28 protein-coding genes are annotated in these 24,373 nt (G+C 73.0%); 19 read left to right on the forward strand and 9 right to left on the reverse strand.

The annotated features are described in order from the left end of the window. The 4 genes from IEZ05_RS25990 to IEZ05_RS26005 are packed head-to-tail and all read left to right on the forward strand — an operon-like array spanning window position 1 to window position 1,653. Complete coding sequence (locus IEZ05_RS25990; protein ID WP_189232676.1) at window positions 1-957, forward strand: peptidoglycan recognition protein family protein; 957 nt, start codon at window positions 1-3, stop codon at window positions 955-957. A gap of 2 nt (window positions 958-959) precedes the next feature. Further along, window positions 960-1,199, forward strand: a complete 240-nt coding sequence (locus tag IEZ05_RS25995) for a hypothetical protein (protein WP_189232677.1) — start codon at window positions 960-962, stop codon at window positions 1,197-1,199. Next, window positions 1,196-1,450 carry a hypothetical protein gene (locus IEZ05_RS26000; protein ID WP_189232678.1) on the forward strand — a complete coding sequence of 85 codons (255 nt, stop codon included), beginning with the start codon at window positions 1,196-1,198 and terminating at the stop codon, window positions 1,448-1,450. The genes IEZ05_RS25995 and IEZ05_RS26000 overlap by 4 nt, the downstream gene beginning before the upstream one ends. Then, the gene (locus IEZ05_RS26005; protein ID WP_189232679.1) at window positions 1,447-1,653 is read left to right on the forward strand and encodes a hypothetical protein; all 207 of its coding nucleotides are present in this window, start codon (window positions 1,447-1,449) and stop codon (window positions 1,651-1,653) included. The genes IEZ05_RS26000 and IEZ05_RS26005 overlap by 4 nt, the downstream gene beginning before the upstream one ends. A gap of 49 nt (window positions 1,654-1,702) precedes the next feature. On the opposite strand, the gene IEZ05_RS26010 is transcribed toward IEZ05_RS26005, so the two are convergent. Genes IEZ05_RS26010 through IEZ05_RS26020 form a run of 3 tightly spaced genes read right to left on the reverse strand, consistent with a single transcriptional unit; the run spans window position 1,703 to window position 3,639 of the window. After that, window positions 1,703-1,879 (reverse strand): hypothetical protein, encoded by a 177-nt coding sequence (locus IEZ05_RS26010; protein ID WP_189232680.1) that lies wholly within the window; start codon window positions 1,877-1,879, stop codon window positions 1,703-1,705. Window positions 1,880-1,888: 9 nt separating this feature from the next. Beyond that, the gene (locus IEZ05_RS26015; RefSeq protein WP_189232681.1) at window positions 1,889-2,431 is read right to left on the reverse strand and encodes a flavoprotein; all 543 of its coding nucleotides are present in this window, start codon (window positions 2,429-2,431) and stop codon (window positions 1,889-1,891) included. Then, on the reverse strand, window positions 2,428-3,639 hold the full coding sequence (locus IEZ05_RS26020) for a helix-turn-helix domain-containing protein (RefSeq protein ID WP_189232682.1): 1,212 nt from the start codon (window positions 3,637-3,639) through the stop codon (window positions 2,428-2,430). The genes IEZ05_RS26015 and IEZ05_RS26020 overlap by 4 nt, the downstream gene beginning before the upstream one ends. Window positions 3,640-3,745: 106 nt before the next feature. Here IEZ05_RS26020 and IEZ05_RS26025 point away from each other — a divergent pair, with 106 nt between their 5' ends. After that, complete coding sequence (locus tag IEZ05_RS26025) at window positions 3,746-4,111, forward strand: hypothetical protein (RefSeq protein WP_229869858.1); 366 nt, start codon at window positions 3,746-3,748, stop codon at window positions 4,109-4,111. Between the two features lie 181 nt (window positions 4,112-4,292). On the opposite strand, the gene IEZ05_RS26030 is transcribed toward IEZ05_RS26025, so the two are convergent. Then, entirely contained in the window at window positions 4,293-4,559 is a 267-nt protein-coding gene (locus tag IEZ05_RS26030; protein WP_189232683.1) for a helix-turn-helix transcriptional regulator, read from the reverse strand. Window positions 4,560-5,362: 803 nt separating this feature from the next. On the opposite strand from IEZ05_RS26030, the gene bdeA reads away from it, so the two are divergent. From bdeA to IEZ05_RS26075, 9 genes are all read left to right on the forward strand, one after another. Then, on the forward strand, window positions 5,363-6,274 hold the full coding sequence (gene bdeA / locus IEZ05_RS26035) for a bis(hydroxyethyl) terephthalate hydrolase (protein ID WP_189232684.1): 912 nt from the start codon (window positions 5,363-5,365) through the stop codon (window positions 6,272-6,274). A gap of 228 nt (window positions 6,275-6,502) precedes the next feature. Then, window positions 6,503-9,241 carry a LuxR family transcriptional regulator gene (locus IEZ05_RS26040; RefSeq protein ID WP_189232685.1) on the forward strand — a complete coding sequence of 913 codons (2,739 nt, stop codon included), beginning with the start codon at window positions 6,503-6,505 and terminating at the stop codon, window positions 9,239-9,241. A gap of 117 nt (window positions 9,242-9,358) precedes the next feature. Then, complete coding sequence (locus tag IEZ05_RS26045; RefSeq protein WP_189232686.1) at window positions 9,359-10,627, forward strand: helix-turn-helix domain-containing protein; 1,269 nt, start codon at window positions 9,359-9,361, stop codon at window positions 10,625-10,627. 589 nt (window positions 10,628-11,216) lie between these two features. Beyond that, window positions 11,217-11,999 (forward strand): ABC transporter ATP-binding protein, encoded by a 783-nt coding sequence (locus tag IEZ05_RS26050; protein ID WP_189232687.1) that lies wholly within the window; start codon window positions 11,217-11,219, stop codon window positions 11,997-11,999. After that, a complete protein-coding gene (locus IEZ05_RS26055) occupies window positions 11,996-12,796 on the forward strand; it encodes an ABC transporter ATP-binding protein (protein ID WP_189232688.1) in 801 nt (266 codons plus the stop codon). The genes IEZ05_RS26050 and IEZ05_RS26055 overlap by 4 nt, the downstream gene beginning before the upstream one ends. After that, entirely contained in the window at window positions 12,793-13,689 is an 897-nt protein-coding gene (locus IEZ05_RS26060) for a branched-chain amino acid ABC transporter permease (protein ID WP_189232689.1), read from the forward strand. The genes IEZ05_RS26055 and IEZ05_RS26060 overlap by 4 nt, the downstream gene beginning before the upstream one ends. Before the next feature lie 37 nt (window positions 13,690-13,726). Then, window positions 13,727-14,827 carry a branched-chain amino acid ABC transporter permease gene (locus tag IEZ05_RS26065; protein WP_189232786.1) on the forward strand — a complete coding sequence of 367 codons (1,101 nt, stop codon included), beginning with the start codon at window positions 13,727-13,729 and terminating at the stop codon, window positions 14,825-14,827. Beyond that, window positions 14,824-16,104: an ABC transporter substrate-binding protein gene (locus IEZ05_RS26070; protein ID WP_189232690.1), complete on the forward strand. Its 1,281-nt coding sequence runs from the start codon at window positions 14,824-14,826 to the stop codon at window positions 16,102-16,104. The genes IEZ05_RS26065 and IEZ05_RS26070 overlap by 4 nt, the downstream gene beginning before the upstream one ends. A 146-nt stretch (window positions 16,105-16,250) precedes the next feature. Further along, window positions 16,251-17,069, forward strand: coding sequence for an SAM-dependent methyltransferase (locus IEZ05_RS26075; protein ID WP_189232691.1), 819 nt, complete (start codon window positions 16,251-16,253; stop codon window positions 17,067-17,069). Between the two features lie 102 nt (window positions 17,070-17,171). Here the strand turns inward: IEZ05_RS26075 and IEZ05_RS26080 are convergent, their stop codons facing one another. Beyond that, on the reverse strand, window positions 17,172-18,092 hold the full coding sequence (locus IEZ05_RS26080; protein ID WP_189232692.1) for a helix-turn-helix domain-containing protein: 921 nt from the start codon (window positions 18,090-18,092) through the stop codon (window positions 17,172-17,174). Window positions 18,093-18,231: 139 nt separating this feature from the next. Continuing rightward, window positions 18,232-18,459 (reverse strand): DUF397 domain-containing protein, encoded by a 228-nt coding sequence (locus tag IEZ05_RS26085; protein ID WP_189232693.1) that lies wholly within the window; start codon window positions 18,457-18,459, stop codon window positions 18,232-18,234. A gap of 201 nt (window positions 18,460-18,660) precedes the next feature. On the opposite strand from IEZ05_RS26085, the gene IEZ05_RS26090 reads away from it, so the two are divergent. The 5 genes from IEZ05_RS26090 (at window position 18,661) to IEZ05_RS26110 (ending at window position 22,629) form a co-directional block, all read left to right on the forward strand. Continuing rightward, window positions 18,661-19,218 carry an ATP-binding protein gene (locus IEZ05_RS26090; protein ID WP_189232694.1) on the forward strand — a complete coding sequence of 186 codons (558 nt, stop codon included), beginning with the start codon at window positions 18,661-18,663 and terminating at the stop codon, window positions 19,216-19,218. Window positions 19,219-19,246: 28 nt separating this feature from the next. Further along, on the forward strand, window positions 19,247-19,792 hold the full coding sequence (locus IEZ05_RS26095) for a hypothetical protein (protein ID WP_189232695.1): 546 nt from the start codon (window positions 19,247-19,249) through the stop codon (window positions 19,790-19,792). Window positions 19,793-20,011: 219 nt separating this feature from the next. Further along, on the forward strand, window positions 20,012-21,781 hold the full coding sequence (locus IEZ05_RS26100; protein WP_189232696.1) for an ABC transporter ATP-binding protein: 1,770 nt from the start codon (window positions 20,012-20,014) through the stop codon (window positions 21,779-21,781). 167 nt (window positions 21,782-21,948) lie between these two features. Continuing rightward, window positions 21,949-22,212: a DUF5133 domain-containing protein gene (locus tag IEZ05_RS26105; protein ID WP_189232697.1), complete on the forward strand. Its 264-nt coding sequence runs from the start codon at window positions 21,949-21,951 to the stop codon at window positions 22,210-22,212. 201 nt (window positions 22,213-22,413) lie between these two features. Next, window positions 22,414-22,629 carry a hypothetical protein gene (locus IEZ05_RS26110; RefSeq protein WP_189232698.1) on the forward strand — a complete coding sequence of 72 codons (216 nt, stop codon included), beginning with the start codon at window positions 22,414-22,416 and terminating at the stop codon, window positions 22,627-22,629. 6 nt (window positions 22,630-22,635) lie between these two features. Here the strand turns inward: IEZ05_RS26110 and tgmB are convergent, their stop codons facing one another. From tgmB to IEZ05_RS26125, 3 genes are all read right to left on the reverse strand, one after another. After that, a complete protein-coding gene (gene tgmB / locus IEZ05_RS26115) occupies window positions 22,636-23,619 on the reverse strand; it encodes an ATP-grasp ribosomal peptide maturase (RefSeq protein ID WP_189232699.1) in 984 nt (327 codons plus the stop codon). Between the two features lie 16 nt (window positions 23,620-23,635). Further along, window positions 23,636-23,827, reverse strand: coding sequence for a putative ATP-grasp-modified RiPP (gene tgmA / locus IEZ05_RS26120; RefSeq protein ID WP_003978169.1), 192 nt, complete (start codon window positions 23,825-23,827; stop codon window positions 23,636-23,638). 119 nt (window positions 23,828-23,946) lie between these two features. After that, a complete protein-coding gene (locus tag IEZ05_RS26125) occupies window positions 23,947-24,252 on the reverse strand; it encodes a YkvA family protein (protein WP_189232700.1) in 306 nt (101 codons plus the stop codon). Between the last annotated feature and the right edge of the window lie 121 nt (window positions 24,253-24,373).

Raw genomic sequence — 24,373 nt, forward strand, 5'->3', positions numbered from 1 at the left:
ATGGCTACACCGATGACCGCGGACCAGTGGCTGAAGGCCCTGCGCGCGGAGGGCGTCACGGACATCGTGGAGATGCCGGGCTGGCGCACCCACAACCGGAACCACAAGGGCGCCTGGGGCCCGGTGCACGCCACGATGGTGCACCACACCGCAGGTGAAGGCCCCGGGCTTCCGAGCCTGGTCTTCAACGGCACCGCGGCCCTGCCCGGCCCGCTCTGCCACGACTTCCTCGCCCGCTCCGGGCGTCTCTACCTCGTCGGCAACGGCCGCGCGAACCACGCCGGGACCGTCGCCCGGAACGCGTACAACGCCGTCCTGAACGAGAGCAGCACCCACCCCTACCCGGACTCCGCCGAGCCCCTGGACGGCAACGCCGTGTCCTACGGCCTGGAGGTCGAGAACTCCGGGGCCGAGGGCCGGTCGTGGCCTGCCGTCCAGTACGACGTGGCTGTGCGTGTGCAGGCCGCGCGCTGCCGGTTCCACGGCTGGGGCGCGAACAGCGTGTGGGCCCACAAGGAGGCCACCCGCAGGAAGCCCGTGGACCCCCGGATTCCCATGGACCAGTTCCGCCGCGACGTGGCGGAGCGGCTCAGGCACCCGGCGAGCTGGAACCCCGGCGCCCCGGCGCCGGCGAAGCCCGTCACCAACACCCCCCCGGAGGACGACATGCCGAGTGCGGCTGAGATCGCTGCGGCGGTCATGGAGTACCAGATCGACGATCCCCGCACGCAGGGCACGCAGTACCTGAAGTTCAAGGAGCTGGCCTGGTGGACGGGGGCCGACGCCGCTCAGGCCAACGCGACCGTCCGGGCGCAGGCCGCGGCTATCGAGAAGCTCGCCGCGATGGCGGGCGCAGGCGTCGACACGGCCACGGTTGTGGCCGCGGTCGAGAAGGCCATCGCGGACGCGGTGGTGAAGGTGTCGGTCGAGGTCACCGACGGAAACCAGGAGGTCTGATCATGCCGACGGACGAGACGAAGAGGACCGCGCGCACGGTGCTGCAGACGGCGGTGGGTACGGCGGTGGCGCTGCCGGGGATCGTGGCCGCGTCGGGGGTGCCGGAGTCCCTGCCGTGGGTGGCCGGGGCGCTCGCGGTCGCGGGCGGCTTCGCCCGGGTCATGGCCCTGCCGTCCGTGCAGGAACTGCTGCCGTCGTGGCTGCGGACCGACGGGGGGCAGGCCGAGGCGGTGCGTGAGTGACGCCTCCCGAGCAGACCACGGTGGCGCTCGAACTGGCAGAGATCCGACGATCGGTGGAGGTGGGGTTCACTGAGCAGCGGGGGCAGCTCGCCCTGTTGGTGCAGCGGGGCGGACAGGTCGACAAGACACTCGACGACCACGAGCGGCGTCTCGACACGCTGGAACGGGGCCGGTGGCCGCTGCCGTCGATCGCGGCGGTGTGCGGTGTGGCCGGGCTCGGGATGGCGCTGTGGCAGGCGGCGGGCCGGTGAACACCGGCGACGCGGTCTGGGGCGGCCTGATCCTGGCGGGCGCGGCGGTGGAGACTTACGCGCTGCGCACGGCCCGGCAGGAGGCCACATTCTCGGCGGCGACCCGCCGCTGGTTCCGCGTCCAGACGAAGGCGGGCGCGGTCGTGTTCGCCGTGGCGTGGACCGGGTTCGGGATCTGGTACCTCGACCACATCCTGAACTGACCGGACGCACGTGAGGGCCCCGTACCGCAGCAGCGGACGGGGCCCTTCCTCATGCTGCCTCGACGACGTCCCCGCGCTGAACCGCAGCGAGCTCGGCGCACAGCCGCGCGTACTCCTCCCGCTGCTCCCGCGTGAGCGGCACCTGCGGATGCGACCACAACGCACGGATCGCCGCGTTCAGCTCATCGGCCGAGCGCACGCCAGCGGCAGCGGGGGAGGGGGACATGATCCAAGCCTACGGCTGACCGACCAGCCGCCGCACCCCAGCGAGCGCCCTCTCCCACGGGAACCCCTTCGGATCACCCTGCTTCGGCGGATGCGACTCGTACCCGTCCGGCCCGTCCAGCACCAGAACGCCCTGCTCCCGCAGCGCCGCAACAGACCGCGCGACCGCAGGCTGCGCGCCCTGAGCCCGGTTGAAGTACGGCATCGCCACCACCGGCACACCCATATGCACGCCCTCCGACGGCAACCCGATCGCCAGCGTGTCACTGATCCCAGCACCCCACTTGTTCAGCGTGGTGCACGACATCGGCGCGACCAGCATCGCGTCCGCCTTCGGCAACGCGTCCCTCTCCCACGGCAGCTTGTACCGCGACCGCACCGGATGCCCGGTCAGATCAACGAGTTCCTGCATCCGCGGCTCCCACCACGCCGCGGCGGACGGCGTGAGGATCAGGCAGACGTCCCAGCCGTCGGCCTGGGCGGCACGGACACCGTCGTCGACGTACTGGGCGGGCCCGGCAGCGCAGGCGATGAGGTAGAGCACACGAGTCATGCGCGCAGTCCACAACGCTCGGCCAGCGCACGCAACTCCCCTGACGGGGCCGCGGTCGCACCGACCACGTCCTTCACCAAGTTCACCGTGGCCGGCGTACCGCGTACCTCCTCGGGCGCCAGCTTGTCGGCCTTCAGCAGCGCGCTCGCGGCGGCGTCCTTCCGCCGTGTCAAGAGCGAAGCGCGTGCCATCGCAACCTGGTGCCCGGCCTGCCGCTCCCGGCTCAGCCCGGCCAGCGCCTCCGCGTCCAGGTCGTCGGCGGCTTCGAGCGCTGACCAGCCATCTTCGAACCGGATCAGCATGTCCACCCGGTGCAGCCCGACGTTCGTCGGCCCGAACATCGTGTAGTCCTCGTCCCGGTCCCCGCCCTGCCGGTCCGCGACTTCGCCTGCCTCGTCGACGTAGTCGGTGGCCGCACGGACCCGGGAGCTGGTGCGGTCCTGCGAGGACGCGGCCAGCGCGGCGGACAGGTACAGCATGCCGAGCGTGGACAGGCCGAGCGGGCCCTGCTCGACGAGGCCGCCTTCGAGCCGGCGAGCGGCGGCGGTCGCGAACTCCACCGCGGTCTCGGGCCGCTGCTGGTAGACGAGGGACTTCGCGACGCGGCGGGCGGCGGCCCCTATCTGCACGGGGTTCCCGGACCGTTCGGCGGCGACGAGCGCCCGGTCCGCGGCGAGCGCAGCCTGAATGGCGGCGCCCTCCCCGTACTTGTGGAGGTACGACGTCACGAGCTGGTACACCCGGGACAGCACCGCCTGCGCTTCGGACTGCGCGCCGACCGGGGCGGCGTGGGCTGCCTGGCCGGCGCCGACGATCAGGGCTGGCAGCTCTCGGGCGAGCGTCTTGTAGTGGCATGCCTGGAACGCTTCGCAGCAGTAGACGAGCCGCCGCTGCAGCGCAGGTAGCGGGGGAGGGTCGGTGTCGGCGGCAGGGTGGTACAGGGCGTCGATGACGCCGAGCGCCTCGGCGGGGGGCCCGCTGCCCACGGGGGGTGTGGGCGGACTGTCCGTCAAGAGCTGCTCCAAGGGGATGCGTAGGACTTCAGCCGCGCGCACCAGCACCGACAGCCGCGGGTCTTGCTGCCGCTTCCCGCCCTCGATGTCCTGCACCCAGCGCTTCGTCTGCCCCATGAGCTGGCCGAAGTCGGTCTGAGTGAAGCCGCGCCGGTCCCGCCAGTAGGCGATGCGGCGGCCGATGCCAGTGTCCATTACGAGCCCCCGAGCGAAGGCACGCACTTTGCGTGCCCACCTCTGTTGTACCGCGTCCTACCTTCCGTGTGTGAGACGGAACACCGTGACTGTGGAGGCCCTCGCCATGACGAGTGACGCAGCAACCAGCGCGCACGCCATACCGCCCGACGTACTGGACAGCCTCCTCACAGTGTCCGACGTCCTTGAGAGCCTCGCGGTGCCCGACTTCGACGCGCTGACCTCGGACCAGGTCCGCGGCGCCGTCTGCGTCTGGGGCACCGATCAGCTGAAGACGGAGACGGTCGTCGACCTCGGCGAGCCGGTCGGACCGGCCGGCCGCTGGTTCGCGCGCACCTGCCGCCAGCACCTCGCCGCGCGCGCCCGCTCCGCCGTCATCGTCCACGGCTCATGCTGTGAGCAGTGCATCGATGACCGCGAGCTCTGCGAGACGGGCCGTGCCCTGTACCGCCTCACGAAGGCGGACCGCTGATGGGACTGGAGGCTGGCCGCGCGGCCGGATACTGCTGGGTCCAGTTCGGTCCGCGCAAGCTGCACTGCTGCCGTCCGCCCGGGCACGGGGGCGAGCACTCAACGCCCTACGGCAGCGGCCCCGAGACGTTCCGTTCCCGGCTCGCATCCCGCCGGCCGAGCCGGTAGCGGGACGTGGTCCGTCACTGGTCGTTCCCCGTCGTGCCGGTGGCGGGCCATCTGATGATGTCGCCCGGGTCTTCGCCGATGGCCCGGGCGATGCGGAGCAGGTTGTCGAGGAGGGGTGATGCGTGCCCGTTCTCGATGCGGTTGATGGCCTGCCGGTCGAGGCCCGCGAGCTCGGCGAGTTTCTCCTGGGTGAGGCTGGCGTGTAAGCGTGCTGCCCGGATTCGGGCACCGACGAGCCGACGGTGGTCGAGGACCCAGTCGGGCGGCGGAGCAGGAGGCACTCGGGCAACGTTTCCGCCGAATCGATCTTGAGTCTGTATAGCCGACCGTACATTTTGTGATCTACGGTGGGCACTCGACCCGCAGGTCAGAGGGGCAACCCCTCGCCATAGCTGAACAGAGCGTGAACATCCCGCACCCCGTGTGAAGTGTCAGCAGGCGCGTGCCGCCTGCACACGGTTGCCTCGGGATCCGAATCTGGCGAGGGTGGCAGACCCCCTCGCACACAGCTCGACGCGGGCCCTGAGCCGGTCCGCGTCGACGTGGCCGTCCGCTCGTCGTGAGTACCCCCTCGTCGGCGAGCGGGCGGTCCACCCCGGTCCCCGGGTAAAGGGAAAGCAATCTCACTCGAACGAGTGAACGAATAACGCGTGACTATTGCATGATGCACGCGTTAGAACAGGGTGGCCAGGGTGGGGTATCAGTCGCCTCCCCGGGTGGCAGGCCCCACTCTGGTCAGCAAGGAGCGGCCCCCGGCGTAGCAGTCGCCGGGGGCCGCTCGTCATTTCCCATGGGAGACGCATGGGAGACAGATCTTGCCCACCAGGGTCAACCGGGGTCACCCACGATCAACCTGGGTCACTTACCTGCGAGAGAACCAGCAGGCCAACCCTCCGACCGGCAAGAAGCCTCACGAGACCGGTGATTCTGCCGATCCCCTCCGCCGCCCCGCCCGTCGACAGTGGCACCGCCAGCTCATCGGCGAAGCCCCTCCGGCGGATGTCCCGGGACGCGACCCCACGTGTCCCGGGCCGTGTGCGACCACCGGCCGGGCGACTCGCCACGACAGAGAGGACGACTCGTCGTGCAGCAGAACCCCCACACCCCCGCCGCCCCCCGCGCCACCCGGCGGCGGCTGGCCGGTCTCACGGCGGCACTCGCCGCCGTCGTCGCGCTCAGCACCCTCACCGGCCCGGGCGCCCACGCCGCCGACAACCCGTACGAGCGCGGCCCGGCGCCCACCACCTCCAGCATCGAGGCACTGCGCGGCCCCTACGCCGTGTCGGACACGAGCGTCTCCTCACTCGCCGTCACCGGCTTCGGTGGCGGCACGATCTACTACCCGACCAGCACCAGCGACGGCACGTTCGGCGCCGTCGTGATCGCGCCCGGCTTCACCGCGTACGAGTCGTCCATCGCCTGGCTCGGTCCGCGTCTGGCCTCGCAGGGCTTCGTCGTCTTCACCATCGACACCCTGACCACCCTCGACCAGCCCGACTCCCGGGGACGGCAGCTGCTCGCCGCGCTGGACTACCTCACCGAGCGCAGCTCCGTGCGCGGCCGGATCGACAGCAGCCGGCTCGGCGTGATGGGCCACTCGATGGGCGGCGGCGGCACGCTCGAGGCCGCCAAATCCCGGCCCTCGCTCCAGGCCGCCATCCCCCTCACCCCCTGGAACCTCGACAAGACCTGGCCCGAGGTCAGCACCCCGACCCTGATCGTGGGGGCCGACGGCGACACCGTCGCCCCGGTCGCCTCCCACTCCGAGCCCTTCTACTCCGGCCTGCCCGCCACCACGGACCGCGCCTACCTGGAGCTGAACGGCGCGACCCACTTCTCGCCGAACACGTCGAACACGACGATCGCGAAGTACAGCATTTCCTGGCTAAAGCGGTTCATCGACAACGACACCCGCTACGAGCAGTTCCTGTGCCCGCTGCCGCGGCCCAGCCTGACCATCGAGGAGTACCGGGGCAACTGCCCGCACACCTCCTGACCCTCCACCGCACGGTCCGGCGGCGGTCGCGCGCACGGCGCGACCGCCGCCGGCGCGCTGTGCCCCCGCACGGCCGCGGGCCGCGCGCACTGGGCGACCGCACAGCCCTGTCCCACCCGCCCCGCGAGAGAACCGCTGGTGGGACGGCCGACACCCGGCCGGACCGGTGCGCAGCGGGCGTGGACCGATGGCTTCCGCCTCAGGTTACGCGCGCGTAACCTCCCGTGAATGACCGGAGAGACGACCGTACGTACGGCCGTGCGGATCCACGGCCGCGGCGCGCAACGGCGCGCGGTGGAGGCGCTGCTGGACGGACTGCGCACCCGCGCCGGCCACCTGGTGGTGACCGGGGAACCCGGGCTCGGCCGCACCACCCTCCTCCAGTGGGCCGCCCACTCCTTCACGGCCGGTCCCGTACTGCGCCTCGGCGCCCGGACGGACCGGTGCGCACCGCGGCCGGCCGAGGAACTGCTCGCCACTGTGCGAACGGCGGCCGGCGACGGCCCGCTGCTCGTGTGCGTGGACGACGCACACCTGTGGGACCCGCCGGACCGGGCCGCCCTGGGCCGCGCCGCCGGGCGCCTGCACCCGGCGAGCCGGATCGGCCTGCTCCTCTCCGTGGCCGGACACCGGGCAGTGGACCCGGAGTTCGCCCACCTGCCCGCCGTACGCCTGGACCCGCTGACGCCGCCGCAGGCCGACGCCCTGCTGGACGAGGCGACCGACGGCACCGCCGACCCGGCCGTCCGCGCCCACCTGCTGGCCGAGGCGGAGGGCAACCCGGCCCTGCTGCTCGCCCTGGTCCGCCGCCTGTCGCCGGCCGAACTGCGCGGACACCGGACACCGCCCAGACCCCTGGCCGACGCCGCCACCCTGGAGGGCGTGGCGGGCGGGGCCCTGTCCGGGCTGCCGCCGGAGGCACGGGACCTGCTGCTGACGGTGGCGGCGGCCGCCCGGGCGTCGGACGCCCCGGACGTCGACGCGGACCTCGTCCTGGACGCCGTACGGCACCTGCGGCCCGCCGCCGCGCCCGCCACCGGGCCCGCGCCCGCGCCGTGCCTGGAGCCGGTGCCCGCGCTCCTCGAGCTCGCCGAGGGCCGGCTCCGTTTCCGCAGCCCGCTGGTCGGCCGCACCGTCCACGCCACGGCCGCGCCGGACCGCCGGCGCGCGGCCCACCGCGCGCTGGCCGACGTCCTGGAGGCCGCCGGGCAGCGGCTCCCCGCGCTGCTGCACCACGCTTGGTCCCTTACCGGCGCCGGTCCCGCGCCCGCGCTCGCCGACCGGCTCGCGGCCCGGGCGGCCGACGGGACCAGCGCGCCGCACCGGCTGCGCGCGACCGCGTACGCCCGCGCCGCCGAGCTGTCGGCCGACGGCCCGGCCCGGGCGGAGCGGTACACGGCCGCGGCCGAGCAGGAGCTGCTCGCCGGCCGGCCGGACCGCGCGCGTCCACTGCTCACCACTGCCGGGGGCTGTGCCGCCCCCGCCGTGGTGCGGGGGCGGGCCGAGCTGGTGCGCGGGCTGACGGAACTCCGGGACGGCCCCGTCGGCGACGCGCACCAGTCCCTGCTGCTGGCCGCGTCCCTGCTCGCCGCCGAGGCCCCCGACCGGGCCGCGGCCGCCGCCCTTGCCGCCGCCGACGCCGCCTGGGCGGCCGGCGACCTGCCGTCCTGCCTGGCGACCCTCGGCCCGGAACCACCCCTGCCCGACCGGCGCCCCGGACAGCCGGCCCCGCCCCCCGACCCGGTGCGCGACCACCGCGTCGGCATGCGGGCGCTGCTCGAAGGACGACTGGACCGCGCGGCCGTTCCGCTCGGCCACGTCGTGGAACGCGCCGGGACCGAGGAGCGTCCCGAGGTCCTGCTGCGGGCGGCCGCGGCAGCGCTGCTCCTGGGCGAGGTGGACGCCGCCCGCCGGGCCGGGGCACGGGCCCTCGCCGCCGCCCGGCACCTCGGTTCGGACACGCTGGTTCCGCAGGCACTGGAGTACCTCGCCTACGCCGAGCTGCGGGCCGGCCGGCACCCGCAGGCCCGTGCCCACGCCGAGGAGGGCCTGCGCACCGCGCTGCGGGCCGGGCAGCGCAACACGGCGGCCCACCACCGGGCGGTACTGGCCCTCGCCGCGTCGATCGAGGACGAGCCGGACGTCGTCGCCCGGCATGTAGCAGCCGCCCTGGCCACCGCCCGCCGGCACGGACTGGCCCAGGCGGCCACCCTGGCGGAGTGGGCGACGGCCCGCGCCGACCTCGGGCGCGGCCGTCCCTTCGACGCCGCCGACCGGCTCGGCCTCCTGGTCCTGCCCGGGCCCCGGCGCGGGCACTTCGCGGTGTGGCGGCTCGCGGTGCCCTGCTTCGTGGAAGCCGCCGTCCTCGCCGGCCGGCACGAGGAGGCCCGGACGCTCCTGACGGACTTCGCCGGCTGGGCGGCCTTCGGTGCCGATCCGCAGGCCGCGGCCCAACTGGCCCGCTGTCACGCCCTGCTGGCTCTGCCGGAGGACGCCGACGAGCTGTACGTGCGCGCGCTCGCCCGGCACGACGAGGCGGGCGGCGACTTCGAACGGGCCCGCACCGCCCTGCTGTACGGGAAGTGGCTGCGCCGGCGGCGCCGGCCGCGCGTGGCCCGCGACCGTCTCGGCACCGCGCTGGCCGCATTCGAACGGTGCGGCGCCGGTGTCTGGGCCGAGCAGGCGCGCGGCGAGCTGCGGGCGCTCGGAGCCGCCTCGCGCGGCTCCGCGCCCGCCGGCACCCTCACCCGGCTGACCCCGCAGCAACTGCGCATCGCCCGGCACGTCGCCGAGGGCGCGACCAACCGGGAGGTCGCGCTGACGCTCGCGGTGAGCACCCGCACCGTCGACTACCACCTCCGCAAGGTCTTCGCGGCCCTCGGCGTGCGGTCCCGGCTGGAGCTGGCGCGCGTGGTCGAACAGGCGGAACAGGGGGAACGGGCCGAAAAGACCGGTGCACAACCCTAGGGACCGACCAGACGGTATGCCATCCTTCGGGGCAGGACGAGTCAGGGGGCAGGCCGGGCGCGGGCGGACGGCCCGCGGCGGGTCTCCTCCGTAAGCCCTGGCCTGGGGAGGACCGCGATGCAACACGCCGTACGGTCACGAGCAGCGATCCGCACCGCCGGACTGACGCCCGTTCCGCGCCCGCGGACACCGAGCGTCGCCTCGCTCATGGACGCCGACGCCCTGCGCGTCCTGCACCGGGCGGCCCGCGGGCTGCTCGACGACCTGCCGGGGCTGACCGACCGGCTGGTGGCGCTGCTGCGGGAGCAGGAACCGGCGTACCGCGCCGCCCTGGCGAAGGACCCCACCGCGACCTGGCAGGAGGCGCACCGCTCGCTGCGGCACAGCGTGACCTCGCTGCTCGATCCGCGGGGCGCCCGGGACGCGGCCCGCCGCTGCTCCTGGCGGATCGGTACCACCCGCGCCGAACAGGGGCTGCCGCTGGACGCCCTGCTGCACGCCTTCCGCCTCGGCGGCTCCCTGGTGTGGCAGCGGCTGATCGAGGAGACCTCCCGCACCGCACCCGAGGACGTCCGGCTGCTGGTGCACGTGGCGGCCGACGTGTGGAACTTCGTCGACGAGCACTGCACGCTCGTCGCGGACGCCTACCGGCAGACCGAGTGGCAGCTGAGCCGGCGCCGGGAGAACCGGGCCCGGATGCTGGCGGCCGGTCTGCTCGACGGCACCAGCCGCATCGCCGACCTGCCCGAGGCCGCGCAGGCGCTGGAGCTGCCGGAGCAGGGCCGGTACGTCGTCGTCGCCGTGTCCGGGGTGAACCCCGCGCGTTCCGCCGTCGCCCGCGCCGCCGTCGTGCCGGACGGGACGCGCGTCCACTGGCACGCCGGGGCGGAGGTGGACTACGGCATCGTCCTGCTCGGTCCCGGGGACGACGAGCTGCCGGTGCCGGCCGACGGCGTCCCCGGCCTGCGGATCGGCGTGGGCAGCCCAGTCGAGGGACTGGCCGCCGTCGGCGAAGCGCGCGGGCTCGCCGACACGGCCCTCGGCATCTGCCCCGAGGCCGGCGGCACCGTCCGGCTGGCCGACCACCTCCCCGCCGCCCTGATCGTGGCCGGCCCCGAACTCGGCCGGGCCCTCGCCGACCGGGTGCTCGGTCCGCTGCTGCGGCTGGAGCCCGCCGACCGGGACGTCCTGCTGGACACCCTGACGACGTGGCTCGACTGCGACGGCTCGGCGCAGCGGGCCGGCGAACGTCTCTACTGCCACCGCAACACCGTCCTCAACCGGCTGCGCCGCTGCGAACAGCTGACCGGCCGCTCCCTGGCCCGCCCGGCCGACCTCGTGGAAATCACCCTGTCCCTGACCGCCCACCGAGTCCTCCCCTCCTGACCGACCGCGAGCCCGAGCCGCCCCTGCCGCGGGCGGCTGACCCGCCATGCCGCCATAGCCGCGAGCGGCCGCGCCGCCGTGCCTGATCGCCCCAGCTACCGTTGGCCGCGCCCTCTGTCCTGCTCAGCTGCGGTCGGCCGCGCCGTTCTGCCGCCCCGGCTGCGGGCGGTCGTCCCGTCCTGTGGCCCCAGCTGCCGTCGGCCGCGCTCAGCTGCGGGCAGTCGTGCCTCCCCCGGTGCCTGAACGGCCTGGGGGTACCCCCGGGGGCGGCACGGGTGGGCGCAGCGGCACCCCGTAGCGCCGGGCGCGCGAACCCGCCCCGGCCCGCACCCACGCCGGTCACCCCATATCCCCGGGCAGCACCCCCGCCCCGCACCGACGCCGGTCACCCCGCACCGCCGGACAGCGCACCCACCCCCACCCCGCCCCCTCGGCGGAGAGTGGGCATCCGCACAGACTCCCCGCCCCCGGACTGGGACACCGCAGCGACCCACCCCGAACCCCCTGTACGCACCCCGCCCCCCGTGCTGTGGTGAGCGCCCCTTCCCCCGTCACCGTGCCCCTCCCGGCACGGTCCTCAGGAGCCGCGATGCCCGCAGCACCACCGGACGGTGAGCCCGCACTGCACGTCGAGAGCCTCGACGTGACGTACGGGCGCGCACTGTCCGCTCTCCGTTCCGTGTCCCTGACCGTCCCGCACGGCGGCGTCGTCGCGCTGCTCGGTGCCAACGGCGCCGGCAAGACGACCCTGCTGCGCGCGGTGTCGGGCACACTGCGCCTGCACCGCGGCGCGATCACGGCCGGCCGGGTCCGCTACGGCGACACGGCCCTCGACGGCCGCGACCCGGTCGCCGCCGTACGCGCCGGAGTCGTTCAGGTGCCCGAGGGCAGGCGGGTGTTCGCCGGGCTCACCGTCGACGAGAACCTGCGGGCCGGCGGCCTCGGTCTCTCCCGGCGCGCCCCGGCCCAGGTCCGCGAGGCCCGGGACCGGGTCTTCGCCCTCTTCCCCCGGCTCGCCGAACGCACCCGCCAGGCCGCGGGCCTGCTGTCCGGCGGCGAGCAGCAGATGCTGGCCATCGGACGCGCCCTGATGGCGGCGCCCCGCCTGCTCCTCCTCGACGAACCCTCCCTCGGGCTCGCCCCGCTCATGGTGGACCGGATCGCCGAGGTGGTCCGCGAGATCAACACCCAGGGCACCGCCGTCCTCCTGGTCGAGCAGAACGCCGGCATGGCGCTCTCCCTGGCCGGCCGCGCCCACGTGCTGGAGGTCGGCGAGATCCGCCTGTCCGGCCCCGCCGGCGAACTCGCGCGGACCGACGCCGTACGCCGCCTCTACCTGGGCGAGACCGCCGACGACCAGGGGGCGGCGTGACCACCGGTACCACCGCACCCCCCGCGCTCGAGGTCCGCGACGTGACCGTGCGCTTCGCCGGTCTCACCGCTCTCGACGACGTCTCGTTCACGGTCGTCCCCGGCACCGTGCACGCCGTCATCGGACCCAACGGCGCCGGCAAGTCCACCTGCTTCAACGTCCTGTCGGGCCTGTACCGGCCCGCCACCGGCACCGTGCGGCTCGGCGACGCCGAGCTGACCCGGCTCGCCCCGCACCGGATCGCCGCCCTCGGCGTGGCCCGCACCTTCCAGAACATCGTCACCACCCAGGGCACCGTCGCCGACAACCTGATGCTCGGCCGGCACGCCCTGTCCCGCGCCGGCTTCGCCGCCAGCGCCCTGCGTCTGCCGCGCGCCGTGCGCGAGCAGCGCGAACACCTCGCGAAGGCCCGGGAGATCGCCGAACTCACCGGGCTCGGAGCCCACTTCGACTCACCCGTCGCCCTGCTCTCCTACGGCGACCGCAAGCGGGTCGAACTCGCCCGCGCCCTCTGCCTGGAGCCCCGTGTGCTGCTGCTCGACGAACCCGTGGCCGGCATGAACGCCGCCGAACGCGTCCGCATGACCGAGGTCGTCCGGGAGGTCCGCGCCGAACTCGGCCTGTCCGTCGTCCTGGTGGAGCACGACATGGGCCTGGTCATGCGCCTCGCCGACGACGTCACCGTCCTCGACTTCGGCAAGGCCATCGCCCACGGCACCCCGGACGAGGTCCGGCGCGACCCCGAGGTGCTCCGCGCCTACCTGGGTACCGGCACCACCGGGGAGGACGCGGCATGAGCGGCTTCCTCGACAACCTCCTGAACGGCCTCGCCCTCGGCTCGGTCTACGCCCTGATCGCGCTCGGCTTCGTCACCATCTTCAAGGCCTCCGGCGTCCTCAACTTCGCCCACGGCTCCCTGCTGCTGCTCGGCGGCTACCTCGTCGCCGTCCTCCACGACGACCTCGGCTTCGCCGGCGCGCTGGCCCTCGCCGTCGTCGTCACGGCCGCCGTGGCCGGCGCGCTCGACCGCCTGCTCCTCCAGCGCGGGGAGCAGGACGCCCACGGCGCCCATGTGCAGACCATCGTGACCATCGGCATCGACATCGTCCTGGTCACCGACCTGGCCCGGCGCATCGGCGGCGACCTGCTGCCCCTCGGCGACCCCTGGGGCGACGCGGTGACCGACCTGGGACCGGTGACCGTCGCCGACAGCCGCGTCGCCGCGATCCTGGTGTCCGGCGTGGCCATCGCAGGCGCCTTCGCCCTCTTCCGGTTCACCCCCTGGGGCCTGTCCCTGCGCGCGGCGGCCGAGGACGCCGAGGCCGCCGCCCTCATGGGCGTACGGCTGACCCGGATACGCACCGTCGCCTGGTGCCTGGCCGGCGGCCTCGCCGCGCTCGCCGCCGTCTTCCTCGTCGCCTTCCCGGCGCCGGGCCTGGAGCGCACCACCGGGCAGATCGCCCTCAAGGCATTCCCGGCCGCCATCCTCGGCGGCATGGCCTCCCCGGTCGGCGCCCTGGTCGGCAGCATGCTGATCGGCCTCACCGAGGCGTTCGTCGCCGGCTACCAGTCCGATCTGCACGTCCTCGGCGAGGGTTTCGGCGACGTCGCCCCGTACGCCGTGATGGTGCTGGTCCTCCTGGTCCGCCCCGCCGGACTGTTCGCGGCGAAGGGAGCGGCCCGTGTCTGACCTCCTCAAGGCGAACGGTCTCCTCAAGCGCGGTCCCATGCTCCTGACCGCCCTCCTCCTGTGCGCCCTGCCCTTCTACCTGGACGCGTTCTGGCTGCGCATCGGCCTGTTCTCGATCGCCGCGGCCATCGGCGCCGTGGGCCTCGGCCTGCTCAGCGGCACCGCGGGACAGCTCTCGCTCGGCCACGCCTTCTTCCTCGCCGTCGGCGCCTACGGCTACGTATGGCTGGCGGGGGAGCCGGGACCGGGGCTGCCGCCGGCGTTCGCCGCGGTCCTCGCGGTCCTGCTGGCCGGGGCCGCGGGCGGACTGTTCAGCCCCGTCGCCGCCCGGGTGAAGGGCATCTACCTGGGCGTGGCCACCCTCGCCCTCGTCTTCCTCGGCCACCACGTCCTGCTCACCGCGGACTCCGTCACCGGCGGCTTCAACGGCCGCTCGGTGCCGCCGCTGGAGCTCGGCGGGTTCACGTTCGCCGGGTCCGACCCCGAACTGACGGTCCTGGGCGTGCCGTTCGGCGCGGAGGAACGGCTCTGGTACCTGGGCCTCGTCCTGTTCGCCGCCACCTGGTACACCGCGCGCGGGCTGCTGCGCGGACGCCCCGGGCGCGCCCTGGTGGCCCTGCGCGACAGCGAGACGGCGGCGTCCGTGATGGGCGTCCACGTGGCGAAGTACCGCTCGGCGGCGTTCGTCGTCTCCTCGATGTACGCGGGCCTCGCCGGCGTGCTGCTGGCGCTCTCCTTCCGCCGCGTCGTGCCCGACTACTTCTCTCTCGCCCTCTCCGTCGACTACCTCGCCATGATCGTCATCGGCGGCCTGGGCTCCGTCGCCGGGGCCACCGCCGGGGCCGTCTTCGTCACCGCGCTGCCCCTGCTGATGACGCGCTACGCCGACCAGTTGCCCCTGGTCGCGACCCCCGGCTCCGGCGACGGTTCGATCGGCCCCACCGAGGCCGCCCGCTACCTCTACGGCGCGGCGATCGTCGTGATCCTCCTCTACGCCCCCGACGGCCTCCACGGCCTGGCCCGCCGCACCCGCGCCCGGCTGCGCCGCCGGCCCCCGGTCACCGACCCTCCCGACGCCGGGCCCACGCCCCGGACCACCCCTGCCACCACCGCACGAGCCAAGGAGCACACCCCGTGAACGTCACGCACCCCAGGCCCCGCACCACCCGGACCGCCGCCCTGGCCGCGGCCCTGGCCGCCGTGCTGCTCGCGGGCACCGCCTGCAGCTCCAAGGCGGACGGCGGGAGCACCGACGACGGCGCCGACGGCGTCAAGGCCGGCCCCGGAGTCAGCGACAAGGCCATCAAGCTGGGCGCCCTGACCGACCTCACCGGCCCCTACGCCACCCTCGGCAAGAGCATCGTGCAGGCCCAGCAGATGTGGGCCGACGAGACCAACGCCGCGGGCGGCATCTGCGGACGCAAGGTGGAGATCGTCGTCAAGGACCACGGCTACGACGTGCAGAAGGCGGTGACCGCGTACGCCGACATCTCCCCGGACGTCGTCGCCCTGCCCCAGGTCATCGGCTCACCGGTGGTCGCCGCCCTGCTCGACGACATCGAACGCGACCACGTGCTGACCTTCCCGCAGGCCTGGGCGGCCTCCCTGCTCGGCAAGGACTCCGTCCAGGTCCTCGGCACCACCTACGACATCGACATGATCGCCGCCGTCGACTTCCTGACCCGCACCAAGAAGGTCGCCAAGGGCGACACCATCGGCCACGTCTACTTCGAGGGCGACTACGGCGCCAACGCGCTGGAGGGCTCGACGTGGGCCGCCGAGAAGGCTGGGATGAAGGTGGTCGGCCAGAAGATCAAGGCCACCGACACCGATCTCTCCGCGCAGGTGTCGGCGCTGAGCAAGGCCGGTGTGAAGGCCGTCCTGATCAGCGCCGGCCCCGCCCAGACCGCCTCCCTCGCCGGCGTGGCCGCCTCCAAGGGCCTGACCGTGCCGATCGTCAGCAGTGCGCCGGGTTACGCCCCGCAGCTGATGAAGACGCCCGCGGCGAAGGCACTGGAGGCCATGGTGCACGTGGTCAGCGCGGCACCGGCCGTCAGTTCGGACCTGCCGGGCGTCCAGAAGATGGTCGCCTCCTACGGCAAGAAGTACCCCGGCTCACCGGTGGACTCGGGCGTGCTCTCCGGGTACAACGCCGCCCAGCTGATCGGGGCCGACCTGAAGAAGGCCTGCGAGGGTGGCAGCCTCACCCGCGAGGACGTGGTCAAGGCGCACCGTTCGCAGCACAACGCCGACACCGGCCTCGGCACACCGCAGAACTTCACCGACGTCTCCGCGCCCGCGAGCCGCTCCACCTATGTGCTGAAGCCCGACGCCAAGGCCGCCGGCGGCCTGGTCGGCGTCGAGGAGGCCCACCAGGCACCCGGGGTCGACGCGTACCTGGCCGAACGCGGCTGACAGAGGTGAGGGACCGTCAAGTAGGCCTGCACGAAGTCTCCTTGGCGGTCCCTCGCTCCGACCCCTGGTTCGCCTGACCACCGGGTCCCTAGGATGTACTCTCTGTCATGCCAGTGCAGTTGGCGCGGTACGGAGCTGGGGGAAAGATGCAAGCCGACAAGCAGCTGTCCACGGAGATCGACGCCAACGTGCCAACGGCCGCACGTATGTACGACTACTACCTGGGCGGCAAGGACAACTACGCGGCCGACCGGGCGGCGGTCGGGGAGCTCGACAAGGTCGTCCCCAGCACCCGTCGGCTGGCCCTGAACAACCGGCGCTTCCTGCAGCGCGTCGTCAGGACCCTCGCCGAGGACTACGGCATCCGCCAGTTCCTCGACCACGGGTCCGGCCTGCCCACGCAGGACAACGTGCACACCGTCGCCCAGCGCGTCGACCCGGAGTCCCGCGTCGTCTACGTCGACAACGACCCGATGGTGCTGGTCCACGGCCGTGCGCTGCTCGACCAGAACGACCGGACCGCCGTCATACACGCCGACATGCGCTCGACCGAGGAGATCTTCTCCCACCCGGAGACGCAGCGCCTGATCGACTTCTCGCAGCCGGTGGCGGTGCTGTTCAACTCGGTCTTCCACTGCATCCCGGACAGCGAGACCGACGGGCCGAAGGCCGTGATCCGGCGCGTGACCGAGCGGCTCGTGCCCGGCAGCTACGCCGTGATCTGCCAACTGGTCAGCGAGGACGCCGAGGTGCGGAAGTTCGTCACCGACTTCATGAACCAGGCGACGCAGGGGCACTGGGGCCGCGTCCGCGAGCCCAAGGACGTCGAGTCGTTCTTCGAGGGCATGGACATCCTGGAGCCGGGCCTGGTGGAGGTCTCCACCTGGCGGCCGGACAACGAGGTGGCTCCCCGTCAGCTCACCGACGAGTGGATCGAGTTCGGCGGCCTGGGCCGCATCCGCTAGCCGGCACAGAACAACGGGCCGTGCGCGACGTCGGAGACGCGGCGCACGGCCCGCCCGCTGCCGGGCCCTCCGTGCTCCTTCACTCCACGCGCTCTCGCCCGCTCACTTCGCGGCGTACCGCCCCGACACCGTCTCGGACAGCATCTTCAGCGTCTCGCGCGGCGTCAGCGCCTCGTCGGCCAGCCGGTCCAGGGCGACCCGGTACTCCTCGGTCTCGTCGAGGTCCTCGAGGAAGTTGGCGCTCTTGATGTGCTCCAGGTAGACCACGTCGGGCAGGTGGCTGCCGCCGAAGCGCAGATAGGTCACCGGGATCGCGGGCGCCGACGCGTTGGTCACGTCGAGCGGCACGATCTGCAACGTGACGTGGGGGAGCCGTGCCATCTCGACGAGGTGCTCGAGCTGTTCCCGCATGACCTCTCGGCTGCCCAGCACGCGCAGCAGCACCGACTCGTCGATGATCGCCCACAGCTGCGGCGCGTCCGCGCGGAGCAGCAGCTCGGCCCGGCGCATGCGCAGCTCGATCCGCCGCTCGACCTCCGCGGCCGGCGCGTTCGGCAGGCCGCGCTCGACCACGGCACGGGTGTAGGCCGCCGTCTGGAGCAGGCCGGGAACGTACTGGATCTCGAAGGTCCGGATGGTCGACGCGGCCTCCTGGAGGCCGACCAGGCGGTCGAACCACTCGGGCATCAGGCGCTTGTCGTACCGCTGCCACCAGCCCGGCTCGCCGGCGCGCTGCAACAGCTTCAGCAGCACCGAGGCCTCGTAGTCGTCGGTGCCGTAGAGCTTCAGCAGCGCACGGACGTCGTTCTCCGTCGGGGGCCTGCGGCCCTTGCCCGACTCTATGCGCGACAGCTTCGCCGGGCTGAACCCCAGCTCCCGCGCCGCCTGGTCCTGGGACAGGCCGGCGTCCTCGCGGAAACCCGCCAGCTGCACGCCGACGAGCATCTTCAGCAGGGTGGGAGCCGGCTCGGTCCGGTCCAGATAGGGTTCGAGACGGGAGATGCGGGGCGACGCGGCGGACATCCTGGCTCCCAGCAGACCGGCAGACTTGATGAATACACTATCTCACCCTGCCGGTCTCCACCGCATAGGCCGGTGGAAATCGGGTAGTTGGCCTCCGCTTCGCTGTCGGCGTGCGCTACGGCGGCCACTCCCGCTCCGGTCACAGCAAGTGGTCGAACTCGCCGTCCTTGGCGCCGGCCAGGAAGGCGGCGACCTCCGAGGAGGTGTAGACGAGCGCGGGGCCGTCCGGATCGCGGGAATTGCGCATCGCTATGCCCCCGTCCACGAGGGCGACCTCGACGCAGTTGCCCTCGGCGTTGCTGTGCCGGCTCTTCTTCCAGCAGGCGTCCAGGGAACTGGCCTGCACTCCGTTCCGCACTGGTGGCACCGCAGTCTCCTTGCTGTCCGGGGGAGCGGACCGCGTCACGTCGGCCCTCACGCGCTCCCGCCCGATTTTTTCTGCGCAATTTCTCGTGCAATTGCACGCGAGCGCTGTCTGCGTGGATAATAGCCGTGGCGTCAACCCCTCGGTTCGCGCCCCGTACTGACGTCGCATCAGGGAGATGCCGTGCCGTCACCTGCGCATCCAATGCTCCGGTCGCCCGGCGAGCCCGTGCCGGAGACGGACGCGGTGAGCCGGTTCGAGGAGCTCCCGCGCACGGCACGAGCGGCCGCCCGCCCCGCAGAGTGGCCGTTCCTCGACACCCACGCGACACCGTGCACACCGCCCGCTCCTCCCGCGCCCGCGGTGCTGCGCATCGTCTGCAGCGGGGAGGGCTTCGCCCGGGCCCGGTTGTTCACCCGGGACACGCTGCGCCGGTGGTCCCTGGACCACTGCGGTGACGACGCGGTCCTCGTGATCACCGAACTCGCCGCCAACGCCGTGGCGCACGCGGTGCCCTCGGCCGCGGCGGACCAGCCGGAGATCCGGCTGGCACTCAGCCTCCACCCCGGCCGTCTGATGCTGAGCGTCTGCGACCCGGGGGACAACGCGCCCGTGCGCACCTCGTCCGACGACCGCGACCTGCGTGAGCACGGGCGCGGTCTGTCCATCGTCGACGCCCTGGCGGAGGAGTGGGGCTGGACCCCGAGACCGCCGGCGGGCAAGACCGTCTGGGCCACGTTGTCGACCCGCCCCCTCACCTGACCCGACTGCCGCGGAAGGGCCCCACACCATGCGCAGCGCTCCGACACCACAGCCGAGCACCGGGCGCACCGACCGTCATGCGTCGTCTGCCGGTTCGCTCCGTACCGCGCCCCTCGCAGGTCTGGACCGGGTGCCCTGGGACGAGATCCAGGACTCCAGTGGCTCCGCCGCGGCCATCCCCCGGCTCCTCGACAAGGTCGCCCGGGGCGACGCCGAGACGGCCCGGGCCGCCCTCGGCGATCTGCGGAAACGGATCTGCCAGTTCGGCTTCGTCGTGGAACAGGCCACCGCCGCGACCGTGCCCTTCCTCTGGGAGCTGGCCCAGCGGCCCCAGGTGAACTGCCGGGCGCAGATCATCCAGTTGCTCAAGAACATCGCCGACGCCCGGCAGTGGGAGACCACCGCCACCGCCTACCCCAAGCTCCTCAACCACCGGGAGAACCCGGTGGTGTGGGAGCGCGCCGCCCGTCAGGCCGTCCGCGCCCGGCGGGGCGAGCTGAAGCGGCTGCTGGCCGAGGGCGACAGCGAGATCAAGCGGGCCACGACCGAACTGGCCCGCACACTCGGAGACTGAGGCCCGCGCCCTCCACGGGGGAGAAGGCGCGGGTCTCCCTCCCGACGTACGCGATTCCCCCGTACGCACTCCCCGACGTACGCAATCCCGACGTACGCAAGCCCCGGCACACGTTCCCGGCCCGCGGGACGGTGTGGCGCGGTCCTGGCCGAAGAGGTAGGAAGGCGCGAGGCGAGAAAGCGCTTGCCCTGCCCCTCGGTCATCAGGAGGACCACGCCGATGGCGTCGTCGTTGGAAAAGCCGCTCGACCACCGCTACCGGGGCGAGCACCCGATACGCACGCTCGTCTACCTGCTCCGCGCCGACCGTCGCCGGCTGGCCGGAGCGGTCGCGGTGTTCACCGTCAAGCACAGCCCGGTCTGGCTGCTGCCCCTCATCACCGCGTCCATCATCGACACCGTCGTCCAGCACCGGCCGATCGGCACGCTGTGGACCAGCACCGGGATCATCATGTTCATCCTGGTGGTCAACTACCCGCTGCACCTGCTGTACGTCCGCCTCCTGTACGGCAGCGTCCGCCGCATGGGCACCGCCCTGCGGTCCGCCCTGTGCACGCGCATGCAGCAGCTCTCCATCGGCTACCACTCGCGGGTCAGCGCCGGCGTCCTGCAGGCCAAGGTCGTGCGGGACGTGGAAACCGTGGAACAGATGGTGCAGCAGACCGCCGAGACCGGCCTCGGCGCGCTCACCGTCCTCACCGGCGGCCTCGTCATCATCGCCGTCCGCACACCGGAGTTCCTGCCCGTCTTCCTCGTCGTCGTGCCCGCCGCCTCCCTCCTCGTCGCCCGCCTGCGCGCCCGGCTGCGCGCCCACAACGAACACTTCCGGCACGAGGTGGAGACCCTCTCCTCCCGCGTCACCGAGATGACCCGGCTCATCCCGGTCACCCGCGCCCACGGGCTGGAGGGCAAGGCGCTGCGTCGCATGGACGGAACCCTGGACCGGCTGCTCACCTCCGGGATGCGCCTCGACCTGGTCAACGGCCGCTTCGGCTCGCTGTCCTGGGTCGTGCTCAACGTCGTCGGCGTCGCGGTCCTCGCGGGCGCGGCGCTCGTCTCGTACTACGACGTGTGGGGCGTCAGCGCCGGCGACGTCGTCATGCTCAGCGCCTTCCTGACCACGCTGACCAACTCCACGACAACGCTGGCGGGCCTGGCCCCGGTCATCACCAAGGGCCTGGAGTCCGTCCGTTCGGTCGGCGAGGTGCTCCAGGCGCCCGAACTGGAGGACAACGAGGGCAAGGCGGAGCTCGGCTCCCTGCGCGGGGCCGTCACCTTCGAGAACGTCGGACACGTCTACGAGAGCGACGGGCGGCCCGCCGTGAGCGACTTCACCCTCGCGGTCGACCCCGGCGAGACCGTCGCGCTGGTCGGCGCCTCCGGCGCGGGCAAGTCCACCGTGCTCAACCTGGTGATCGGCTTCCTGCGTCCCACCAGTGGCCGGCTGCTGCTCGACGGGATCGACATGAACACCCTCGACCTGCGCACCTACCGGCGCTTCGTCTCGGTGGTGCCGCAGGAGTCGATCCTCTTCGACGGCACGATCCGGGAGAACGTCGCCTACGGCATGGACGACGCCGACGAGGAGGCGGTGCGCGCGGCGCTGCGCGACGCCAATGCGCTGGAGTTCGTCGAGCGGTTGCCGCAGGGACTGGACACCCTGGTCGGGGAGCACGGCGCCCGGCTGTCCGGCGGGCAGCGACAGCGCCTGGCCATCGCCCGGGCCCTGATCCGCGACCCCAAGGTGCTCATCCTGGACGAGGCCACCTCGGCCCTGGACACCCGGTCGGAGGCGCTCGTCCAGCAGGCCCTCGCCCGGCTGCTGCGCGGACGCACCACCTTCGTCGTGGCGCACCGGCTGTCCACCGTGCGCGGCGCGGACCGGATCGTGGTGATGGGGGAGGGCCGCGTCCTGGAGACCGGCACGCACGAGGAACTCCTGCGCAGGCAAGGGGCGTACACGGCCCTGCACAGCGGTCAGGTCGCCTGACCGCCATCTCGGCGTTCCGTCCCTTTTCTCCCTTGTTGTCGACCCATCAAGGCGTCGGTCGGACACAAAACGAAGGAATTCCGTCAATTGCGAGCGAGGGCGCTCATGGGGTGAATGTTTCGTCAGGGTTCGGGCATACGCAGCGAAAATCGAGAGAGGGGCGCTTCGTGCTCGAACCGGACCCGAAGGTCGTCAGGGAGTTGCTGACACGGTACGCGTCACTGCGGATCGCTCAGGCGGAGAGGGAGCGGCCGGCGGCGGCGCGCGAGCTGGCGGACGTCAGCTACACGCTGTGCGTGATGACGGCGACGACCAGCATCCATGACGCGGTGGCCAAGGCTGACGCGCTGCTGCTGGCCAAGGGGCGGACACCGGACGCCGCCCGGGCGGCGGACCCGGACGGGGAGAGCGGCCTGTCCCTGGCCGTGTGACACCGCCGTACCCGGGGCCCGTCCTGCGGATCCGGCCGGGACCGTCCGGCCCGGCCCGCGGAACGGGCCCCGCGCACGACCGGACCGTGCTGAGTCCCCGTCACCTACTCGGGGGAAAGGGCACCACCGGACGGCCGGACGCCTAGACTGCTCAGTCGCGCCTCCGTACGGGGGCGGACGACAGGAAAGGCGCGTTGACGGGTGTTCCAGGATTCCCCCATCTACGACCGACTCGTCGCCGAATGCGGTGACGTCCCCACGCAGGTGCGCCGGGAGGCCGAGCGAGTGAGCAGGGAACTGGAGGTCGTCATGCGTCCCCTGCATTCGCCCGGCCACCTGCCCGGCGCCGAGCGCACCCCGTCGCCCGGAGCCGGCTGGCAGCGCACCGCGCTGCTGCCCGGACCGCGCCCGCACTGACGAGGCTCACCCGACGATCGCCGGGTCCGCGCCGTCCGCCGCCGTCGGCTCCGCGCCGCCGGGACGGGCCAGCCACTCGGCGATGGTGCGGGCGATCGGCTGACCCGTGTCCACCTCGACAAAACCGAACTGCCCCGACTGGTTGCACTCCAGGAACCACCAGGTGCCGTCCCCGTCCTCGGCGAAGTCGAAGGCCCCGTACGCCAGGTGCGCCCCGCGCATGTAGGCGAGGACGGCCTCGGCGACGCGCTGCGGCACCTCGGCCGGCCGCCACGGCTCACCGGAAGAGGAGAAACGGACGTCCACCTCCGGGTCCCGGCCGGCGAGGGTCGCCCTGCGGGCGGCGAGCAGCCGGTCGCCGACCACGGTGAGACGGACGTCGGCACGCTTGGCGACCCGGCGTTGCAGCAGCGTCGGGCCGTGGGCGACGGCGGAGAAGTCCGCCTCGGGCGGGACCCGGCTGGTCGGCACCGCCAGCGGCGGATCCTGCGGGTGCGCGCCGGAGACGGGCTTGACCACGAGATCCGGGTACCGCTCGGCGAACTCGCGTGCCGCCCGCGGGAACGTCGTGATCAGCGTGGCCGGCACGGGCAGCCCGCACTCCTGGGCGTGACGCAGCTGCCAGGGCTTGTACCGGGCCCGGTGGGCCGCGTCGGGCTGGTTCATCCACCGCGCCCCGCAGCCGCGGAGCATGCCGTAGAGCGCCTGCGAGGACTCCTCGGTCAGCCACGCCGAGGGCTCGGCGGCCCGCGCGGCCGCACCGCCCGGCCTGCGCACCCAGACGGACCGCAGCCCCCCGATGCTCACCAGGCGGCCCCCCGAGGACAGATGACCGCGGAAGGAGCCGTGCACGAACTCGCCGGAGAGCGCGACGGAATGGGTCAGATCGGCGGGGTCCAGACGGACCACCGGCACTCCCGACGCGTTCAGGTGCACGACCACCATGTCCGCGGTGACGTCCTCTTCACAGGTCAGGATCAGCACGGTCATTCTCGGCGGCCCGTGTTCAGTCGTCGAAGTGAGTCTTCGACCCCGCCGTGGAGGTCGTGGTCCCCAGTTCTCTCAGCAGCGCGTGGTCGCAGGCGGCCACACGCCCGTCGAGGAGCACGTTCAACTGCAGCCCGGAGTCGTAGACGTACGGAGTCGTGGCTTCCAACTCCACTGCGGGCCGTGCGTAGTTGAGCGCGAACGGTTGCATCGTCTCTCCCTAGTCGGTGCTGCGCCGATCAAGCGATGGTCCCTGTGCGCCGTCGCCTGGTCCGCCGACTTCCTTCGGCTTCCAGAGACTTATACGAATCGAACGGGTGATTGGTTTCCTTACGCAGCGTAGTCACGGGGCGGGCGCGTGCCCCGTCCCCGCTCGCCGAGGGAGCCGCGCACGGAGCGCAGGGCGAGGAGCAGTACGCCGATGTCGTCCAGATACACCGGATCGGGCACGAGGTCCGCCGGCAGCACGAAATAGAGGACGGCGCCCCAGAAGACCCACCGGGGCCCGCTGGGCAGCCCGGCCCTTCTGAGGTCCCGTCGGGTACGGACCAGCCGTACCAGGACCCCGACGGCCACGCAGAGGGCGACCGCCGCGAGCGACACCGCCGCGACGATCACCACTGTGGTCGTATCCACCCCGCCCCTCCTCCTGGTGCGCGGCACATGCCTTGCCTGTCGGATTCCCGCTCGGGGCGGCGATAAGTCTGTGCGCCGGGTCTCTCATCCCCGTGGCCCGCCCGAGTGGCACCGTGCGGTG

Origin of the sequence: Streptomyces flaveolus (assembly GCF_014648815.1) — a bacterium.
Classification (GTDB): Bacteria; Actinomycetota; Actinomycetes; order Streptomycetales; family Streptomycetaceae; genus Streptomyces; species Streptomyces flaveolus.

Coding starts and splice junctions, on each gene's coding strand:
- IEZ05_RS25990 (WP_189232676.1), top strand. CDS start 1: ATGGCTACACCGATGACCGCGGACCAGTGGCTGAAGGCCCTGCGCGCG.
- IEZ05_RS25995 (WP_189232677.1), top strand. CDS start 960: ATGCCGACGGACGAGACGAAGAGGACCGCGCGCACGGTGCTGCAGACG.
- IEZ05_RS26010 (WP_189232680.1), bottom strand. CDS start 1,879: ATGTCCCCCTCCCCCGCTGCCGCTGGCGTGCGCTCGGCCGATGAGCTG.
- IEZ05_RS26015 (WP_189232681.1), bottom strand. CDS start 2,431: ATGACTCGTGTGCTCTACCTCATCGCCTGCGCTGCCGGGCCCGCCCAG.
- IEZ05_RS26020 (WP_189232682.1), bottom strand. CDS start 3,639: ATGGACACTGGCATCGGCCGCCGCATCGCCTACTGGCGGGACCGGCGC.
- IEZ05_RS26025 (WP_229869858.1), top strand. CDS start 3,746: ATGACGAGTGACGCAGCAACCAGCGCGCACGCCATACCGCCCGACGTA.
- IEZ05_RS26040 (WP_189232685.1), top strand. CDS start 6,503: ATGACCGGAGAGACGACCGTACGTACGGCCGTGCGGATCCACGGCCGC.
- IEZ05_RS26045 (WP_189232686.1), top strand. CDS start 9,359: ATGCAACACGCCGTACGGTCACGAGCAGCGATCCGCACCGCCGGACTG.
- IEZ05_RS26050 (WP_189232687.1), top strand. CDS start 11,217: ATGCCCGCAGCACCACCGGACGGTGAGCCCGCACTGCACGTCGAGAGC.
- IEZ05_RS26060 (WP_189232689.1), top strand. CDS start 12,793: ATGAGCGGCTTCCTCGACAACCTCCTGAACGGCCTCGCCCTCGGCTCG.
- IEZ05_RS26065 (WP_189232786.1), top strand. CDS start 13,727: ATGCTCCTGACCGCCCTCCTCCTGTGCGCCCTGCCCTTCTACCTGGAC.
- IEZ05_RS26075 (WP_189232691.1), top strand. CDS start 16,251: ATGCAAGCCGACAAGCAGCTGTCCACGGAGATCGACGCCAACGTGCCA.
- IEZ05_RS26080 (WP_189232692.1), bottom strand. CDS start 18,092: ATGTCCGCCGCGTCGCCCCGCATCTCCCGTCTCGAACCCTATCTGGAC.
- IEZ05_RS26090 (WP_189232694.1), top strand. CDS start 18,661: ATGCTCCGGTCGCCCGGCGAGCCCGTGCCGGAGACGGACGCGGTGAGC.
- IEZ05_RS26095 (WP_189232695.1), top strand. CDS start 19,247: ATGCGCAGCGCTCCGACACCACAGCCGAGCACCGGGCGCACCGACCGT.
- IEZ05_RS26100 (WP_189232696.1), top strand. CDS start 20,012: ATGGCGTCGTCGTTGGAAAAGCCGCTCGACCACCGCTACCGGGGCGAG.
- tgmB (WP_189232699.1), bottom strand. CDS start 23,619: ATGACCGTGCTGATCCTGACCTGTGAAGAGGACGTCACCGCGGACATG.
- tgmA (WP_003978169.1), bottom strand. CDS start 23,827: ATGCAACCGTTCGCGCTCAACTACGCACGGCCCGCAGTGGAGTTGGAA.